The sequence below is a fragment of the Cryobacterium sp. TMT1-62 genome (assembly GCF_004403145.1).
In the GTDB taxonomy this organism is placed as follows: domain Bacteria; phylum Actinomycetota; class Actinomycetes; order Actinomycetales; family Microbacteriaceae; genus Cryobacterium; species Cryobacterium sandaracinum.
The window spans coordinates 113,692-132,058 of sequence record NZ_SOGZ01000030.1; the positions used below are offsets into that span (position 1 = coordinate 113,692).

An 18,367-nucleotide genomic window follows, 5' to 3' on the forward strand; every position below is an offset into this window, starting at 1 on the left:
CCGGACGTAGGGTGCAAGGGCGGCTGTCACAAACGGCCGCCCTTCTCGACTTCCCGCACCTGTACTCTCGACCGGAAACGAGACCACGGCGCTGCCGGCGTCGTTCGCCGTCTTCGGCGCGGCCATGGTGGCCCGCCCCATCGGCGCGCTGGTCTTCGGCCACTTCGGCGACAAGAGGGGCCGCAAGGCCACTCTCGTCGGGGCACTGCTGACCATGGGCATCGCGACCTTCCTGATCGGGGTGCTGCCCACCTACGCCATGATCGGCTGGCTCACGCCGGACCTGCTCGTGGTCCTGCGCCTCGCCCAGGGCTTCGCACTCGGCGGGGAGTGGTCCGGCGCCGCGCTGGTCGCGACCGAGAACGCCCCGGTCGGCAAGCGCGCCTGGTACGGCACGTTCCCGCAGGTCGGCGCCCCGCTCGGCTTCATCATCGCCAACGGCCTGTTCCTGGCCATCGCACTGGCCCTGCCCGGTGATGACCCGACCCGCTGACGACCCGACCCGCCCCTCGGACGCGTTCCTCGAGTGGGCGTGGCGCATCCCGTTCCTCTTCTCCGCGGTGATGGTCGTCGTCGGCCTCTGGGTACGCCCGCGCCTAGTCGAATCCGACGCCTTCACACAGGTCGTCGCCACCAAGCGTGTGGAGAAACTGCCGCTCGCGGCCGTGTTCCGGTCGCACTGGCGCCAGCTGATCCTCGGCACCTTCATCATGCTGGCCACTTACGTGCTGTTCTTCGGCGTGTTCACGTTGGCCTCCGGCCCCTGGGCCGACAGGCACGGGCGCCGCAAGACCCTGATCTTCGTGACCCTGGCGATCATCGGATTCGGCCTGCTCTTCGTGCCGCTGATGGGAATGACCTTCGGGCCGATGGGCGCGCTGCTGCCCGAGTTGTTCCCGACCAGCGTGCGCTACACCGGCTCCGCTTTCGCGTACAACATGAGCTCGATCCTCGGGGCGGCGGTGGCTCCGTTCATCGCGATCTGGCTGTGGACCCTCGGCGAGGGCAGCCCGTTCTGGGTCGGCGTCTACCTCTCGGTGATGGCCGTGATCGCCCTGGTCGCCCTGCTGCTGAGCCGCGAGACCCGCGACATCGACATCGACCACTGACCTGGCTCTCGGCTGGCTCTCGACCGGCTCTCGACCACCGGTGGTCGAACCTGTCGAGACCCGGGTCAGTCGAGGAACAGGGTGCGCAGGCGCCGGGTCGTGAAGGCCAGGCCGAGCAGGATCAGAGGTCTCGCCGGTGCGGGTCGAGACGGCGCCCAGCCTGCGCATGGTGGTGGACTTGCCGGCCCCGTTCGGGCCGAGCAGTCCGAAGGATTCGTCGGGCGCCACCTCGAAGGAGATGCCGTCCACGGCGGCGAAATCCTGGTGCCTCGTGACGAGATTTCGGGCCACGACGACGGGCTCCGGCACGGTTCCCTGCTGGAGACCGCCGGGCCCATCCCAAGCGGGATGCGGTTAAGATCATTCAGTGAGTACCCCCAGCAACCCCCGTTCCGCCGCCCGCCCGCCCACCAGCACGGCCGGTCGCACGGCCGGTCGCGGTCGCCTCGGCCGGATGGGGCGCCGCGACGATGCCGGCGGACCCCGCGCGACGTTCAGCCAGTTGGTCCCGTATCTGCTCGAGCACAAGAAGGTGCTCGGCTTCGTCATCGTACTCAGCATCCTCGGCGCCCTCGCCAGCCTCGCCCAGCCGCTCCTGGTCAGCCAGGTCATCACCATCGTGCAGGAGGGTGACGCGCTCGGCAGCCTGGTGTGGGCGCTGGTCGCACTCGTCGTCATCTCCGCCCTGATCAGCGGCTACCAGCACTATCTGCTGCAGCGCACCGGTGAGGGCGTCGTGCTCTCCAGCCGCCGCAAACTGATCGGGCGGATGCTCCGCCTTCCGATCAGCGAATTCGACACCCGCCGCACCGGCGACCTGGTCTCCCGGGTGGGGTCGGACACCACGCTGCTGCGGGCCGTGCTCACCCAGGGTTTGGTCGAGGCGATCGGCGGGTCGCTCACGTTCGTCGGCGCGCTCATCGCCATGCTCGTGATCGATCCGGTGCTGCTCGGCCTGACGGTACTGGTGATCGCCGTGTCGGTGGTCACCGTCACACTGCTGTCGCAGCGCATCCGTGCCGCCAGCCTCGCCGCGCAGGCCAAGGTCGGCGACCTCGCCGCCAGTGTCGAGCGCGCCATCAGCGCGGTGCGCACCGTGCGTGCCTCGAACGCCACCGACCGGGAGATCGCCGCCGTCGAGGAGGACGCCAAGGGCGCCTGGCGGATGGGCATCCAGGTCGCGAGGATCTCAGCCCTCGTCGTGCCGATCGCCGGCATCGCCATGCAGGTGTCGTTCCTGGTCGTGCTGGGCGTGGGCGGCTTCCGCGTGGCCAGCGGCACCATCACGATCGCGGACCTGATCGCGTTCATCCTGTTCCTGTTTCTGATGATCGTGCCGCTCGGCCAGGCGTTCGGCGCGATCACCTCCGTGAACGCCGCGCTCGGCGCCCTCGGCCGCATCCAGGAGATCATCGACCTGCCCACCGAGGACCAGTTCGACCGCGACATCGCCCCTCTGGCCATCACGGTCGGCGCCGCCAACGAGTCGGTGCGGCCGGATGCCCCGGCGATCTCGTTCGAGAACGTGCAGTTCGGCTACCTGGTCGCCTCGGCAGCGACGGATGCCGCGGGTGCGGAGGCCGGGTCGCAGGCCGGGTCGCAGGCCGGTGCTGCCGGTGTCGGCCGTGTTGCCGGCGCCGCAGCCGGAGCGGGGACTATCGGCTCTGCTGCGGCCGCGTCGGCGGATTCCGCCGCTCTTTCCGGTGCCGGGCGTTCCGCTCACACGGCTTCCGATGCCGAGCTCGTCGCCGCCGAGAACGCGATGATCGAGACCGCCGTCGCGGCTCCGTTCGTGCTCGAGACCGCCATCGTGGTTCCGGCCGTGATGGAGGCCGTGCTGGCCGAACCCGACCTCGTCGAGGCAGATCTCGCGGCCGCTGACCGCTCCGCGGCCGCGGCCGACCGTGCTGCCGAGCAGGCGACCGAACGGGCGACCGAGCGCAGCGACGCCGACGCCGCCGGCAAGCCCCGCCCGGTGCTCCGCGGCGTCTCCTTCGACGCCCCGCGCGGCAAGCGCACCGCCCTGGTCGGCCCGTCCGGTGCCGGCAAGAGCACCATCCTGGCCCTGATCGAGCGCTTCTACGACCCGACCGGAGGCGTTGTGCGCATGGGGGGACTGGACATCCGCACCCTCGACCGCACCGCGCTGCGCTCGCAGATCGGCTACGTCGAACAGGACGCCCCCGTGCTGGCCGGTTCGCTGAGAGACAACCTGACCCTGTCCACGCCCGACGCCACCGACGAGGAGTGCATCGCCGTGCTGCACGCCGTGAATCTCTCCGAGGTGCTCGAGCGCGACCCGGCCGGGCTGGGCGCGGCGGTCGGCGAGTCCGGCGTGATGCTCTCCGGCGGCGAACGCCAGCGGCTGGCGATCGCGCGCGCCCTGCTGGCCGCGCCGCCCATCCTGCTGCTGGACGAGTCCACCTCGAGTCTCGACGGCGTCAACGAGCAGAAGATGCGGGCCGCGATCGATGCGGTCGCCGTGGACCGTACCCTGATCGTGATCGCGCACCGCTTGTCGACCGTGGTCGACTCCGACCAGATCGTGGTGCTCGACCACGGTCAGGTCATCGGCACCGGCACGCACTCCGAGCTGGTCGCCTCGACGCCGCTCTACCGCGAGCTCGCCAAGCACCAGCTGCTCGTTTAGCCTGGACTGCCCGAACCAATTCGACGGAGAATTTAGTCGAAACCGCCAGTTTTGGGCCTGAAACACCCGATCTAGCCAAAATCTCCGTCGAATTCGTAAGGCGCATGTGGCCCTGTCAGCGCGCGGACAGCGGGTAGGTGGGCGGGTTACAGGGCTGGTAACAGCGCGGGTAGTAGTGCGGCCGGGACCGCGGGCGGTCAGCGGTGCGCGAAGCGCAGGGTGACCAGTTGGAAGGGACGCAGCTCGAGCGTCAGCGCGGAGCCATCGGCGGCGAACGGAGCCCGCGGCGCGGTCAGGGGGCGTTCCAGCAGGTCGGTTTCGGTGGCATCCGTCGCGGCGAAGTGACGGATGACCCGCACCCGCACCCGCACCCGCGACCCGTGCGCCTCGTAGAGCCGCACGATCAGATCCCCGCTGCGGTCCTCGGCCAGCTTGACCGCCTCGACCATGACGGCCGGGTGGTCGACCTCGATCAACGGATCCACGCGGGTCGCTCTCACCCCGGTCACCGATCAAAGCGGCAGGTTCAGTCGGTACCCCTCCGCGACCGCCTAGGGGATACCGGCGCAGGCCCGCAGCGACACGGATGCCCGGTGCACCGCCGGGCGCAGCCGCGCCCGCACGAACCGGTCGATGCGTTTCTCCACGAGTCCGCCGTCGTCTTGCGCCGCACCTGCGACTTCCCGCCGGGCACCGCCGCCCGACTGGCAGCATCGTACGACCGCCCCCCGGCCCCACACGTCCGCCACTGCGGGCGCTCGTGAACGAATTCGACGGAGATTTTTGGATCTGAAGCGGTTTACACACCCGAAACAGCCCCACGGGAGCAAAATCTCCGTCGAATTCGTCAGCAACGGATGCCGCAGCGCACCAGCGGCGCCGAGCTCCGCTACGCGTTTCGGAGGTTGTAGCGCACGCTCGCGAGCTCGGAGAGCAGCGCCGGCGGCACCCGGTCGCCGAACTTGGCGAAGTACTCCTCAGTGAGGTCGCACTCGGCCAGCCAGGAGGCCGGGTCGATCGCAAAGAGCTGCTCGACATCCGCGTCGGCCAGGTCCAGACCCTTCAGGTCGAGGCCACCCTGGACCGGGAGGTGTCCGATCGGGGTGTCCACGGCATTCGCGAAGCCTTCGACGCGGCGCACGATCCACTCGATCACACGGGAGTTCTCGCCGAAACCGGGCCAGAGGAAGCTTCCGTCCGCGCCCTTGCGGAACCAGTTCACCTGGAAGATCTCCGGCGCCTTGCCGCCGAGACCACGGCCGACCTTGAGCCAGTGCGCCCAGTAGTCCGCCATGTTATAGCCGCAAAAGGGGAGCATCGCGAACGGGTCGCGGCGCAACTCGCCGACGGTGCCCTCGGCGGCCGCGGTCTTCTCCGAGGAGATGGTCGCGCCCATGAACACGCCGTGCTTCCAGCTGCGGGCCTGGGCCACCAGCGGCACGTTCGTCGCGCGGCGTCCGCCGAAGAGGATGGCGTCGATCGGCACGCCGCCGAAGGCCTCCCAGTCGTCGGCGATCGACGGGCACTGCGCCGCAGCAACCGTGAAGCGGGAGTTGGGGTGGGCGGCCGGGCGGCCGGAGGCGGGCGTCCAATCCTTGCCCTCCCAGTCGATCAGGTGGCTGGGAGTGGTCTCGGTCAGACCCTCCCACCACACGTCGCCGTCGTCGCGCAGTGCGACGTTCGTGAAGATCGTGTTGCCCCAGACGGTGGCCACGGCGGTCGGGTTGGTGACCTCGCCGGTTCCGGGGGCCACACCGAAGAAGCCGGCCTCCGGGTTGATCGCGTACAGCCTCCCGTCGGGCCCGGGGCGCAGCCAGGCGATGTCGTCGCCAATGGTCTCGACCTTCCACCCGGGGATGGTCGGGCGCAGCATCGACAGGTTCGTCTTGCCGCAGGCCGACGGGAAAGCCGCGGCCAGGTGCGACACGCCGCCCTCCGGGGAGGTTACCTTGATCAGGAGCATGTGCTCGGCCAGCCAGCCCTCGTCGCGGGCCATGACGGATGCGATCCGCAGCGCGAACGACTTCTTCGAGAGCAGCGCGTTGCCGCCGTAGCCCGAGCCGAAGGACCACACCTCGCGGGTCTCCGGGAACTGCACGATGTACTTGGTGTCGTTGCACGGCCAGGAGACGTCCCCACGGCGGCGCCCCTCGGCGTCGACCAGCGGGTAGCCCACGCTGTGCACGGTGTGCACCCAGGGGGCTCCGGCCTCGATCATGTGCAGCACCTTCTGGCCCATGCGCGTCATGATGCCCATGTTCAGCACCACGTAGGGCGAGTCGGTGATCTCCACGCCGAGCTGGGAGATGGGGCCGCCAAGCGGGCCCATCGAGAACGGCACGATGTACATCGTGCGCCCGCGCATGCTGCCCGCGAAGACTCCCTGCAGCTCGCCCCGCATCGCGTCCGGGTCGGCCCAGTTGTTGGTGGGGCCGGCATCGCCCGGGTCGACCGAGCAGATGAAGGTGCGGTCCTCGACGCGCGCCACGTCCGACGGGCTCGTGCGGGCCAGGTAGCTGTTGGGGCGCCACTCCGGGTTCAGGTGAATGAGCTTGCCCTCGGCTACGAGCTGTTTCGCGAGCACATCGGCTTCGCGCAACGATCCGTCGCACCAGACGACGGCGTCGGGTTGGGTCAGCCGGGCAATTTCGTCCACCCAGGCCTGAAGGTTGGGGTCGGTGGTGCCGGCAACATAGCGGGACTCGCCCCCGCCGGTCTCAAGTCGGGAATTCGCGATTGTCATCTCCTGGCCTTTCGTGGTCAATCCGGCGTGAACCAGTGGTCTGCAGTCGTGGGGGGACGCAAATACGCCCCCCTCTCCACAATGATCCACCGATGCCACCGGTGCCGGAAGTGCTCAGGTTAAGAACAGCGAATCTTTCGTTATCGTTAAGGAATGTCGACACGTGCCGCTGATCTGATCACCCTGGGACTCCGTGTCCGTCATTTCCGGGCCGAGCGCGGCTTCACGCTCGACCAGCTCGGCGAGCAGGTCGGCATGGCCGGGAGCCAGCTCTCCCTGATCGAGAACGGCCGCCGCTCCCCCAAGCTGTCGACGTTGCAGGACATTGCCACCGCCGTCGACGTGGAGCTCACCGACCTGCTCAAAAACGAAGCGCCGAACACGCGGGCCGCACTCGAGATCGAGCTGGAGCGCGCGCAGCGCAATCCGCTCTACGGCGCCCTCGGCCTGCCGCGGGTGAAGATGACCAAGGGCATGCCGATGGCGGCGCTCGAGTCCCTTCTCGGTCTGCACCGCGAACTCGCCCGCCGCGCCAGCGAAGCCATCGCCACGCCGGAAGAGGCCCGCCGCGCGAACACGGAACTGCGCGAACAGATGCGCGAACAAGATAATTTCATGCCCGACATCGAGCAGCTCGCCGAAGACCGAGTGCGGGCATCCGGGCATGTGTCGGGCGCCCTCACCCACCGGGAGGTCAGCGTGATGGCCGAGCAGCTCGGCTTCAACCTCATCTACGTCAATGACCTGCCCGGCTCGACCCGGTCGGTCACCGACCTGGTCAATCACCGCATCTACCTGCCGCCGGCGTCGATCCCCGGCGGTCACGGCTTGCGCTCGATGGCGCTGCAGGCCATGGGGCACCGGCTGCTCGGCCACGAGCGGCCGGGCAGCTACGCCGAGTTCCTCTGGCAGAGGCTGCAGATCAACTACTTCGCGGCCGCCTGCCTGATGCCGCAGGCGGCATCCGTCGCGTTCCTCTCCCACGCCAAGCGCGAACGCGAGCTCTCGGTCGAGGACTTCCGCGACGCCTTCGGGGTGACCCACGAGGCCGCGGCGCTGCGACTGACGAACCTGGCCACCTCGCACCTGGACATGCCGCTGCACTTCCTGCGCGTCACCGGCGACGGCGCCCTACAGAAGGGCTACGAGAACGACGACCTTCCCCTGCCGGCCGACGTGACCGGCTCGATCGAGGGCCAGTTCGTCTGCAAGCAGTGGAGCGCCCGCAGCGCCTTCACCCACACCAACCGCACCACCGAGTTCTACCAGTACACCGACACGCCGGCCGGCACCTTCTGGTGCGCCACCCAGACCGGGGCGACGGATGCCGGCGAGTTCTCGATCAGCGTCGGCGTGCCCTTCGTGCAGGCCAAGTGGTTCCGCGGCCGGGAGACCACGCAGCGGGCGGTGTCCCGCTGCCCGGACGAGTCCTGCTGTCGCCGCCCGGCCTCCGAGGTCTCCTCGCGCTGGGCCGGCAAGGCCTGGCCGAGCGCCCGGCTGCACGCGCACGTGCTGTCGCCGCTGCCCAGCGGCACCTTCCCCGGTGTCGACGACACCGAGGTCTACGAGTTCCTCGAGGCGCACGCCGCGGAGTAGTGGGGATCCTGGCGCTGAGCCACTTACGTCGTCGGGTCATCCGTCGACGAAGACGACTTCGTCTTCGTCTTCGTCTCCGTCTCCGTCTCCGTCGAACGAATTCGACGGAGATTTTGGCAGAAACGGTCCCGAACGCTCCGAAACTGCTTCTTTTTGCGAGAATCTCCGTCGAATTGGTTCGATACCGGACACGGCGCTCCATCTGTGATGAACAGCGTACGCTCGGCGCGGACAGGGGACGACGGGCGGCACGGCGAGGGGCAGGGCCCGACGGAGCGGCCCGACCGGCGGCAGGGCGAGGGTCAGGGGCGGGCGGCGAACGCGGTGGCGGTGCCACGGGCGGTGAGGCTGACCCGGCTGCCCACGACGGTGCCCATCGTGCCGTGCTGCCTTACGTGCACCAGCGTCCCGGGGCTCTGCGTTCCGGGGCTCTGGGGGAAACCGGGCGCCGGGGCGCCCACGCAGAACAGGCGCACCGCCAGCTGCACCTCGGGCCCGTAGAAATCGACCGCTTCGACCTGGCCGGTACAGGAGGCGGCGGCATCCGCCCCTCCGGACTCGCAGTGCTCGACCATGATCTGCTCCGGGCGCAGCATGATGCAGGCGTCGCCGCGCAGGCTGGTGGGGGCGACCGCGACTGTGCCCAGCGCGCAGGCGGCGAAACCGTCCGAGATGGTGGCCGGCAGCACGACCGCGTCGCCGAGGAACCGGGCCGTGAACAGGTCGACGGGGCGCCAGTAGACCTCGCGTGGCGGCCCGACCTGGCAGAGGTTGCCGTCGCGGAGCACCGCGAGCTGGTGGGCGAAGCTCATCGCCTCCGCCTGGTCGTGGGTGACGAGCACCGTGGTGATGCCGACGCGCTCCAGCGTTTCGGCGACGATGTCGCGGGTTGCCGCCCGCAGTCCGGCATCGAGGGAGGAGAACGGTTCGTCGAGGAGCATCACCCGCGGCTGGCGGGCGAGGGCCCGCGCCAGGGCCACGCGCTGCTGCTGGCCGCCGGACAGTTCGTCGGGGCGGCGGGCGGCGAAGTCGGGCCTCAGCGACACCATCTCGAGCAGCTCGCTCACGGCACGGGCGCGTTGCTTGCGGGTGCCGCCGCGGAGCGCCGGGCCGAGGCCGAACGCGATGTTCTGGCCCACGGTGAGGTGCGGGAACAGGGCGCCGTCCTGCGCGACGAAGCCGATCCCGCGCCGATGCGCGGCCACGGCCGCGCCCGGGCCGGCCACAGTGCGACCGAGCACGCTGATGGTGCCCGAGTCGGGCAGCTCGAAGCCGCTGATCAGGCGCAGCAGGGTGGTCTTGCCCGACCCGGACGAGCCGACCACGACCGTGCGGCTACCCTCCGGCACCGAGAGGGCGATGTCCTCGAGGATACGGCTGCTGCCGAAGCTCTTGTTGACCCCGGACAGTTCGACGGCGGCGGTCATGACACGCTCGTCAGCCGGGAGCGGGCGAACAGCAGGTAGGTGACCGGCAGGCTCAGCACGATCATCAGCAGGGCGTAGGGCGCGGCGCCGACGTAATTGATGTCGTTCACCTTCGACCAGAACTGGATCGCGAGGGTGCGGGTGCCGCTCGGGGCCAGCAGCAGCGTAGCGGTCAGCTCGGTGACGATGCCGAGGAACACGAGCGCCCCCGCGGCCAGGGCCGAGGGCGCGAAGAAGCGGGTGGTGACACTCAGGAACGCGGCGAACGGATGCTTGCCGAGCGACCGGGCCGCCTCCTCCAGTCCGACCGGAACCTGTGCGAGCCCGGCCCGGAGGTTCACCAGCGCGCGCGGCAGGAACATCAGCAAGTACGTCACGATCACCAGCACGGTGGTCTGGTAGAGCGGCTGCACGAAACGGATGCTGATGGTCACCAACGCGAGGGCCGTGACGATCCCAGGGAGGGAACTGGTGAGGTAGTTGACCGATTCGAGGCCGCGGGACAGCCGGCTCGGGTAGCGCACCGCGAGGAACGCGATCGGGAACGCGAGTACACAGGTGACCGCGGCGCCGACGAGGCCGTAGCCCACGGTCTGCAGCAGGGCCTGGACCAGCACGGCATCGGTCCACACGATTGCGCCGCCCTGGTAGAGCCAGCGGATGACGCTCCAGAACGGGACTCCGATCGCGAGTGCGAACAGCCCACCGAGGAACAGGTAGCCGACCGGCGTGAAGGCGCGGAGGGAGCGCCGCGGCGTGACCCGGGCCACACCCGAGCCGATGCGGGCGTACCGGGAGCGTCCGCGGGCACCGGACTCCCCGATCAACAGGAACAGGCACAGCAGCACGAGAACGCCGGCGAGGGCGTTGGCCGCGGGGCCGTTGAACGTGGACCGGTACTGCTCCACGATGGCGGTGGTGAAGGTGTCAAAGCGGATCATCGCGAACGCGCCGTATTCGGAGAGCAGGTGCAGCCCTACCAGCAGGGCGCCGCCGAGGATCGGCAGCCGCAACTGGGGCAGGATGACGCGGAAGAAGACGCCCCAGGCACCGCTGCCGAGCGACTCTGCTGCCTCTTCGACCGTGGGGTCCAGCCGACGGAGCGCGGCGACGCAGGGCAGGTAGACCAACGGGAAGTACGACAGGGTGGCGATCAGAACCCCGGACCAGAGCCCGTTCAAGGAGGGTACGGCGCTTACCCAGCCGTAGCTGTTGACGAAGGCCGGCACCGCGAGCGGCGTCGCCAGGAGCACGGCGAACACCCGGTGGCCGCGCAGGGAGGTGCGGCCGACCAGCCAGGCGGCGGCCACCCCGATCGCCGCGGTCAGCGGCACCGTGATCACGACCAGCCCGATCGTGTTCAGGAGCAGTTCGCCGACCCGCGGCCGGAACACGAGCGCCGAGAGGGTCGGCCAACCGGTCAGGATACCGGTGACGATGACGTAGCCCAGCGGCAGCAGCCCGAGCACGGACACGGTGACGGCGGCCGCCACGATGAATGGTGAGGGTCGTTTGCCGACCCGGCCGGCGGCATCCGTGCGCCCCGCAAGCCCCGTTGCACCGGTTTCGGCGACGGCTCCGCGACCGGTGTCCGACGGGTCGGGCGCCGGTTTCGCGGTCGGGGGGGCTGCAGGTATCACCAGTTTCAGCCTAGAGGAAACCGGCCTCGGTCATCAGATCGGTGACCTTGGTGCTGTTGAGTTTGGACGGGTCGATGACGGGGGCGTCGAGTTCGCCAAGCGGCACCATCGCGGGGTTCGCGTCGACCGCGTCGGAAACGGGGTACTCGAACGAGGTGCCGGTCTTCAGGATTTCCTGGCCGGCCTTGCCGGTGATGAAAGCGAGGAACGCCTGAGCGGCCACGGGGTTCGCGCTGGTCTCGAGCACTCCGCCGCCGGAGACGCTGACGAACGCACCGGGATCCTGGTTCTTGAAGTAGTGCATCTGGGTGCTGGAGCTGTTCTCGCCCGTACCGGCCTGGTCTGCGAACCAGTAGTAGTGGTAGATCACGCCGCCGGGGATCTCACCCGCGTTGACGGCCTTCATCACGGTGCTGTTGCCTTTATAGACGACCGCGTTCTCCTTCATGGCCGCGAGCCAGTCACTCGTTGCGGCTTCGCCCTTGAGCTCGAGGAGCGCACTGACGATGGCTTGGAAGTCGGCGCCGGAGGGCGACGCGGCCCAGCGGCCGGCCCAGGCCGGGTCGGCGAGGTCGAGCAGCGAGGCCGGCAGTTCGCCCGCGCTGATCATGCTCGGGTTGTAGGCGAACACGGTCGAGCGGGCGGCAATGCCGGTCCAGGTGCCGGTGGACGGCTGGAACTGCTTGGGAACTTGGGCCAGCGTGGCGTCGTCGACCGGGGCGAACAGGCCGGCCTTGTCGACGAGGCTGATCGCGGGCGAGTTCTCGGTGAGGAACACGTCGGCCTTCGACGCGGCGCCTTCCTGCACGAGCTGGTTGCCGAGTTCCGAGTCGTCGCCGTTGCGGAGCGTGACGGTGACGCCGGTCTCCGCGGTGAATTCGTCGGCCCAGGCCTGGGTCAGTTCCTCGTGCTGGGCGTTGTAGACCGTGATCGAACCCGACGGGGTGGACGCGTCGGTAGCACCAGGACTGGATTCCTCAGGTGCGCTGCACCCGGTCACCCCGAGCAGGGCCACCGTTCCGATAGCGGTAAGCAGTGCCCAGCGGCGTGTCAAGATCATCGTGTTGCGTCCCTACTGTCGTGCGGGCATGACCCGCAGTGCTTTTAGGTAAGCCTACCCTAAAGAAATTGGCGTCGTCGGGGCCGCAGGGGAATACACAGGCTCGGCCCCGGTCAGCGGGGCGGCATCCGGATGGCACCGTCGAGCCGGATGGTGTCGCCGTTAAGCATCGGGTTCTCGACGATGTGCCGCACGAGCGCGGCGAACGCGGCCGGGTTGCCGAGCCGGGAAGGGTGTGGAACCTGCGCCGCGAGGGACTCGCGCACGTTCTCGGGGAGCCCCTGAAGCAGCGGGGTGTCGAAGATGCCGGGCGCGATCGCCACCACCCGGATCAACGATCGGGCGAATTCGCGGGCGAGCGGCAGGGTCATCGCGGCGACGCCGCCCTTCGAGGCGGCATAGGCCGCCTGACCGATCTGCCCGTCGAAGGCTGCGACGGATGCCGTGTTCACGATCACACCGCGCTCCGGGACGGTGCCGGCCGTCTGGTCGATCGTGCCGGGGGTGCCGTCCGTGCCGTTCGTCCCGGGGGCTCCGTCCGTGCCGCCGATCGGGCTGGTAGCCTGCATGGCGGCCGCGGCCAGCCGGATCACGTTATACGTGCCGACGAGGTTGATGCGAATGACCCGGTCGAAGTCGTCCAGCGGCAGCGGGGCCCCGGTGCGGTCGACGGTGCGCTGGCCGGGGGCGATGCCGGCACAGTTGACCACGATGCGCAGCGGGGCGATCGCGGCGGCGGCGTCGACGGCGGCCTGCACGTCCTCGGTGCGGGTGACGTCACCCGGCACGAAACACGCCCGGCCGCCGATCACGACCGCCGCCTGCTCCCCACTGGTGCCGGGCAGGTCGAGCAGCACGACCGCTGCCCCAGCGTGGGCCAGGGCGGTGGCGGTGGCCAGCCCGAGGCCGGAGGCGGCTCCGGTGACGAGGGCGGAGCATCCGTCGACGCGCATCTCAGAGCCGTTCGATGATGGTGGCGTTGGCCATGCCGCCGCCCTCGCACATGGTCTGCAGGCCCCAGCGGCCGCCGGTCAGTTCGAGGTGGTTGAGCAGGGTGCCGAGGAGCCGGGTGCCCGAGGAGCCGAGCGCGTGGCCGAGCGCGATGGCCCCGCCGCGCGGATTGAGCAGGGCCGGGTCGGCGCCGAGTTCGCGCAGCCAGACCAGCGGCACGGTGGCGAACGCCTCGTTGACCTCGTAGGCGTCGAGGTCGTCGATGCTGAGACCGGAGCGCTCCAGGATGCGCCGGGTCGCCGGGATCACGCCCGTGAGCATCAAGAGCGGGTCGCTTCCGGTCACCGCGAAGCTGTGGAACCGGGCGCGCGGGTTGAGGCCGAGCTGGGCGGCGCGTTTAGCGCTCATGATCAGAGCCGCGGAGGCGCCGTCGGTGAGCGGCGACGAGTTGCCGGCGGTGATGTGCCAGTCGAGTTTTGGGAAGCGGGCGGCGAGGGCGTCGGTGCGGAACGCCGGCGGCAGGGCGGCCAGGGAATCGAGGGTGGTGCCGGGGCGGATGGTCTCGTCGGCGGCCACGACCCGGCCGTCCCGCAGAGTCGTCGGCCGCAGTTCGCCGTCGAAATCGCCGCGTTCGGCGGCGGCCGCGGCGAGGCGGTGCGAGCGGGCGGCGAAGGCATCCAGTTCGCCGCGGCCCAGTTTCCACTTCTGGTTCATCAGCTCGGCCGAGACGCCCTGGTTGACGAGCCCGTCAGGGTAGCGGTCGCGCATCAGCGTGCCGTGCGGATTCGGGATCTGTACACGCTGCTGGTTCTGCGGGCTCTGCCCGCCTTGCTGGTTCTGCGGGCTCTGGGCCGTGCCGAGCGACGAGCCCAGCGGCACGCGGCTCATCGATTCGACGCCGCAGGCGATGACGATGTCGTAGCTGCCGGCCATCACGCCCTGCGCGGCGAACGTGGCCGCCTGCTGGCTGGATCCGCACTGCCGGTCGATGGTCGCGCCGGGCACCGAGTCGGGAAAACCCGCGCTGAGCAGGGCGGTGCGGGTCACGTTGTAGCCCTGCTCGCCGACCTGGCTGACGCAGCCGCCGATCACGTCGTCGACGAGCGCGGGATCGAGCCCGTTGCGGGTGACCAGTTCGCTCAGCACCCCGGCCAGCAGGTCCGCGGGGTGCACGCCCGAGAGGGCGCCGCCCGGTTTGCCTCGACCCGACGCGGTGCGCACGACATCGACAATGACAGCCTCGTTGCTCATGACCTCAGCCTAGGCTTCTGGTGCCACCGCGGCGCGGAGCGGGGAGCGCGTGTGGGCTGCAGGCTGCAGGCTGCGGGCTGCGCGTGTGATTCGGGCTGCGCATGGGGTACTGGCTGCGCATGGGGTACGGGCTGCGCGTGGGGCTAACTCAGGAGATCCGGTGGGGAAGCCGTCGTCCGGCGGGTTCCGCCGCACTGGTCCGGGGGCTAACAGAACGCGGCCGACGTATCTCCTGAGTTGGCCACAAACGCGGCAGGACAGGGACGTGCGGGTGTGGCGTGCGGGTGTGGCGTGCGGCGGTGAGCCGTGCAGGTGCGGGTGTGACGTACGGATGTGGCGTGCGGGTGTGGCGAGCGGGTGTGGCGTGCGGCGGTGAGCCGTGCAGGTTCGGGTGTGGCAGGCGGGGCGTCAGCCCGAGAGCGCCCACATCGCGACGGCGCTGGCGGCGGCCACGTTGAGGGAGTCGATGCCGTGCTTCATCGGGATCTGCACCACGGTGTCGGAGGCCGCCAATGCGTCCGGGGTGAGCCCCTCACCCTCCGCGCCGAGCAGCAGCGCCAGCCGCTCGTGCTCGTGCCCGGGGAAGTCGCGCAGGCTCACGGCATCCGTTGTCAGGGCGAGCGCGGCGAGGTGGAAACCGTGCCGAGTGAGCAGCGCGCGGGTACTCGGCCAGTCGCCGACGCGGGTCCAGGGCACCTGCAGCACGGTGCCCATCGAGACGCGGATGGCGCGACGGTAGAAGGGGTCGGAGCAGCGCGGTGTGACCAGGATCGCGTCGGCGCCGATGGCCCCGGCGGAGCGGAAGATCGCGCCAACGTTCGTGGGGTCGGACACATTCTCGAGGATCACGATGCGGCGGGCACCGGCGAGTAGCGACTCCGGGTCGGGCAGCTCGGGCCGGTGCATCGAGGCGATAACGCCGCGGTGCAGCACGTAGCCGGTGAGCTCGGCGAGAAGCGCCCCCGGGCCGACGAAGACCGGCACGTCCTCGCCGACGAGGGCGCCGGCCTCCGGGGCGGTGTTGCCGAGTGTGAGCACCGACCGCGGCCGGTGTCCGGCGCGCAGGGCCCGCTCGAGAACCAATGCCGATTCGGCTATATACAGGCCGTGTTCGGTGCCGCGCGCCTTTTTCAGTGCCACATCGGTGAGATGGGCGTAGTCCACAAGCCGCGGATCGCTGAGGTCGCTGATCTCGATGACGGGCATCCGATCAGTCTAATCGCGGGGCGGGGGCGGGTGGCGGGATGCGGGGCGCCTCGGGGCTAACTCAGGAGATCCGGGCGGCGGACGGCAGCCGGCACCCGGACCAGTGCGGCGATCCCACGGATGCCGCGGCGCATCTCCGGAGTTAACCGCACCCTTCATCCGCCCGTCGGGCACGGACAGCCTGGGTGCCCCGGCGCCCGAGTGGCCCCGCCGGTAGCGGATTCACGGCCCCCGGAGCACAGGCAACGGCTTCGGCCGGGCTACGATTTGCAGGAGTTATGTACCGGTAAGGGTTGCGCCCTGGGGCTAACTCAGGAGATCCGGGCGGCGGACGGCAGCCGGCACCCGGACCAGTGCGGCGATCCAACGGATGCGGCGCCGCATCTCCTGAGTTAGCCGCACCGCTCGACGTGTCGGCACGGTCCCGTGTGACCGGTCCTAGGTGATCNCCGCTCGACGTGTCGGCACGGTCCCGTGTGACCGGTCCTAGGTGATCGGTCCTGGCGGCACTGTGCTGTCGGCCGGGTCGTGTGATGGTGAGATCATGGCTGCGGATTCCTCCCGGTCAGGGGGTGCCCGGCATCCGTCAGCAACCGGTCAGCGACAGGAACATCCCCGCGGCCATCAACGTCATCGCCAGCGCCATACTCAGGTGCTGGGCCGACTCCAGTCGGAGCGTGGCCGGCTCGACCCCCGACCCGGTCGGGCGGCGCGCCGACCGCACGGCGCTGGCCGCGGGGGCAACGGATGCCGCAGCCAGCAGCACCACAAGCCAGGCCGGCAGCGTTCCGCCGTCGGTGATCGCCGGCGCGTGCCCGGCATGGGCGCCGTTTCCCACAGCGGTCCCGGCGGCAACGGGCGCAGCGGCAACGGGCGCAGCGGCAGCGGTGGCACTAGCCGTGGCACTGGTTCCGGCGCCAGCGCCGGCCACCGCGACCGAGCCAACCGAGCCGACCACCGCGACCGAGCCGACCGAAGCCGCCGTAGCCTCAGTCGACGCCGCCGGCAGCATCGCGACCCACATTACGGACATCAGTAGCAGCGATACGGCGTGATGCGCGGCGGGCATGCGGTGCCGCCGGTCAAGTAGGGACAGCAGCGCCGCCCCGCCCAGGAGCCCCGCCCAGGCCAAGGAGCCGAGCAGCTTCATGCCCGGCAGCACCATGTCGGCGCACGAGACGGTCATGACGACCATGGTGGGAGCCGCGACCAGGCCGCGGCCCGGCATCCGGAGCCCGGTGAGCGCGCACGCCGCTCCCAGGCCGGACGCCGCGACGGCGGCGACCAGGCACACGGACACCCAGATCGCGGTCATTTCGGCTCACGATAGGCCGGTCTCCCCCGTGGGTCTTGCCTGTCAGCGCACGGATGCGCGGCGGCAGCACGGATGCGCGCAGCGAGGCGACAGCGCTCCGTGTGGCTAACTCAGGAGATTCACCGCGGCGAAACCACCATCCCGCACCTGTGGCGCACGGGTCCGCACTGGCCCGTGCCGAATCGGCCGCCCCGATCCCGGAACTCCTGAGTTAGCCTCCGCGAACCCGGCATGACTTCTGCACGCTGGTGGGGGCGCCGGCCCGGGCCGCCGAAAGACCCGGACGGGGGCGCGATGCGGCCCCCCACAATTTGCAGGAGATATGCACGAGGAGGATTCGGACCCGAGGACCGGGAACCCTCGCGCGCGGGCGCTCCGTCACGGTGGTGTGGCCAACTCAGGAGACGCGCCGCACCACCCCCTCGCTCCCCGCACTGGTCCGGGCGACGGATGCCGCGCGGCACCCGAGTCTCCTGAGTTGGCCACACACACGCACACACGCACACACGCACACACACTCCGAGTGCATAGCTCCTGGGGCGACCGCGGGCCCTGAACCACGAATGCGAGAATGGCACCGTGTCGACGTCAATGAGCGGGGTAACGGGATGAGCGAGCAGAGCACGCCCAGCGGGCCCAGTGCCAACGGCCCGAACGGTGCGCCGCATTCGCAGACCCTGTCGCGCGGCATCCGCGTGCTCGAGATTCTCGCCGACGCCGACGAGGCCCTGACCATTGCCGACGTGGCCGCCGCCCTCGGCGTGCACCGCTCGATCGCCTACCGAATATTACGCACGTTGGAGGACCATGGGGTCGTGATCCGAGACGCCGCGGGCGCCGTACGCCTCGGCCCACGGATGGCCGCGCTCGCCCGCGGCGTCTCCCGCGGTCTGCAGGCCGCGGCGCTGCCCGAGCTGACGAGCGTCGCGAACGAGTTGGGGATGACAGCCTTCGTGACCGTGCTGGACCGGGCGGAGGTCGTCACTCTGGTCAGCGTGGAACCGCGGCAGGCGCACGCCACGGTCGCGCAGCGCCCCGGCACGCGGCATCCGCTCGGCCGGGGTGCACCCGGGATCGCCATCCAGTCCCTGCTCACGGCGACCCAGTGGGTGAACCTCGGCGAGGGAGCCCGCCGAGGCGAGGCCGCCGACGTGCGCGCACGCGGCTTCGCCACCAGTCATGACGAGGTCATTCCGGGGCTGGCCTCCGTGGCGGTGCCGCTGGTCGTGCCCGGCGAGGCACCGGCGGCTCTGGCGGTCGTCTACCTCGGCACCGGGCAGAGTGACGCCGCGATCGGCGCGCGTCTTGTGACGGCCGCGGCCGTAATTGCAGCCGACCTGCGCTAATTGCCGCCACACCGGGCCAGACGCGGGCGCCGCCGACCGGGCGCCGGCAGCCGGGCGGGCGCCGCCGACCGGG

12 protein-coding genes and 2 pseudogenes are annotated in these 18,367 nt (G+C 70.1%); 4 read left to right on the forward strand and 10 right to left on the reverse strand.

Annotation, left to right across the window (positions count from 1 at the left end; translation table 11 throughout):
- Positions 1–23 precede the first annotated feature (23 nt).
- A pseudogene (locus E3T34_RS08090) lies at positions 24–1,109 on the forward strand (MFS transporter).
- A 132-nt stretch (positions 1,110–1,241) separates the two neighbouring features.
- On the opposite strand, the pseudogene E3T34_RS08095 reads toward E3T34_RS08090, so the two are convergent.
- A pseudogene (locus E3T34_RS08095) lies at positions 1,242–1,418 on the reverse strand (ATP-binding cassette domain-containing protein); the annotation flags it as partial.
- A gap of 145 nt (positions 1,419–1,563) precedes the next feature.
- On the opposite strand from E3T34_RS08095, the gene E3T34_RS08100 reads away from it, so the two are divergent.
- Complete coding sequence (locus tag E3T34_RS08100) at positions 1,564–3,759, forward strand: ABC transporter ATP-binding protein (protein ID WP_134342697.1); 2,196 nt, start codon at positions 1,564–1,566, stop codon at positions 3,757–3,759.
- Between the two features lie 197 nt (positions 3,760–3,956).
- On the opposite strand, the gene E3T34_RS08105 is transcribed toward E3T34_RS08100, so the two are convergent.
- Positions 3,957–4,259, reverse strand: coding sequence for a glycosyl hydrolase-related protein (locus E3T34_RS08105; RefSeq protein ID WP_198412274.1), 303 nt, complete (start codon positions 4,257–4,259; stop codon positions 3,957–3,959).
- 389 nt (positions 4,260–4,648) lie between these two features.
- Positions 4,649–6,502 (reverse strand): phosphoenolpyruvate carboxykinase (GTP), encoded by a 1,854-nt coding sequence (locus tag E3T34_RS08110; protein ID WP_134342681.1) that lies wholly within the window; start codon positions 6,500–6,502, stop codon positions 4,649–4,651.
- 153 nt (positions 6,503–6,655) lie between these two features.
- Here E3T34_RS08110 and E3T34_RS08115 point away from each other — a divergent pair, with 153 nt between their 5' ends.
- Positions 6,656–8,098 (forward strand): helix-turn-helix domain-containing protein, encoded by a 1,443-nt coding sequence (locus tag E3T34_RS08115; protein ID WP_104099202.1) that lies wholly within the window; start codon positions 6,656–6,658, stop codon positions 8,096–8,098.
- Between the two features lie 302 nt (positions 8,099–8,400).
- Here the strand turns inward: E3T34_RS08115 and E3T34_RS08120 are convergent, their stop codons facing one another.
- The 7 genes from E3T34_RS08120 to E3T34_RS08150 form a co-directional block, all read right to left on the reverse strand.
- Entirely contained in the window at positions 8,401–9,525 is a 1,125-nt protein-coding gene (locus E3T34_RS08120) for an ABC transporter ATP-binding protein (protein WP_134342682.1), read from the reverse strand.
- Complete coding sequence (locus tag E3T34_RS08125) at positions 9,522–11,018, reverse strand: ABC transporter permease (RefSeq protein WP_370287879.1); 1,497 nt, start codon at positions 11,016–11,018, stop codon at positions 9,522–9,524. The genes E3T34_RS08120 and E3T34_RS08125 overlap by 4 nt, the downstream gene beginning before the upstream one ends.
- A gap of 157 nt (positions 11,019–11,175) precedes the next feature.
- A complete protein-coding gene (locus E3T34_RS08130; RefSeq protein WP_134342683.1) occupies positions 11,176–12,225 on the reverse strand; it encodes an iron ABC transporter substrate-binding protein in 1,050 nt (349 codons plus the stop codon).
- 113 nt (positions 12,226–12,338) lie between these two features.
- Entirely contained in the window at positions 12,339–13,178 is an 840-nt protein-coding gene (locus E3T34_RS08135; protein WP_104099199.1) for an SDR family NAD(P)-dependent oxidoreductase, read from the reverse strand.
- Between the two features lies 1 nt (position 13,179).
- Positions 13,180–14,427: a thiolase family protein gene (locus E3T34_RS08140; protein WP_134342684.1), complete on the reverse strand. Its 1,248-nt coding sequence runs from the start codon at positions 14,425–14,427 to the stop codon at positions 13,180–13,182.
- Between the two features lie 408 nt (positions 14,428–14,835).
- The gene (locus tag E3T34_RS08145) at positions 14,836–15,633 is read right to left on the reverse strand and encodes an RNA methyltransferase (RefSeq protein ID WP_134342685.1); all 798 of its coding nucleotides are present in this window, start codon (positions 15,631–15,633) and stop codon (positions 14,836–14,838) included.
- 586 nt (positions 15,634–16,219) lie between these two features.
- The gene (locus E3T34_RS08150) at positions 16,220–16,948 is read right to left on the reverse strand and encodes a hypothetical protein (RefSeq protein WP_134342686.1); all 729 of its coding nucleotides are present in this window, start codon (positions 16,946–16,948) and stop codon (positions 16,220–16,222) included.
- Positions 16,949–17,556: 608 nt separating this feature from the next.
- Here E3T34_RS08150 and E3T34_RS08155 point away from each other — a divergent pair.
- On the forward strand, positions 17,557–18,294 hold the full coding sequence (locus E3T34_RS08155) for an IclR family transcriptional regulator (protein ID WP_134342687.1): 738 nt from the start codon (positions 17,557–17,559) through the stop codon (positions 18,292–18,294).
- The last annotated feature ends 73 nt before the right edge of the window (positions 18,295–18,367 follow it).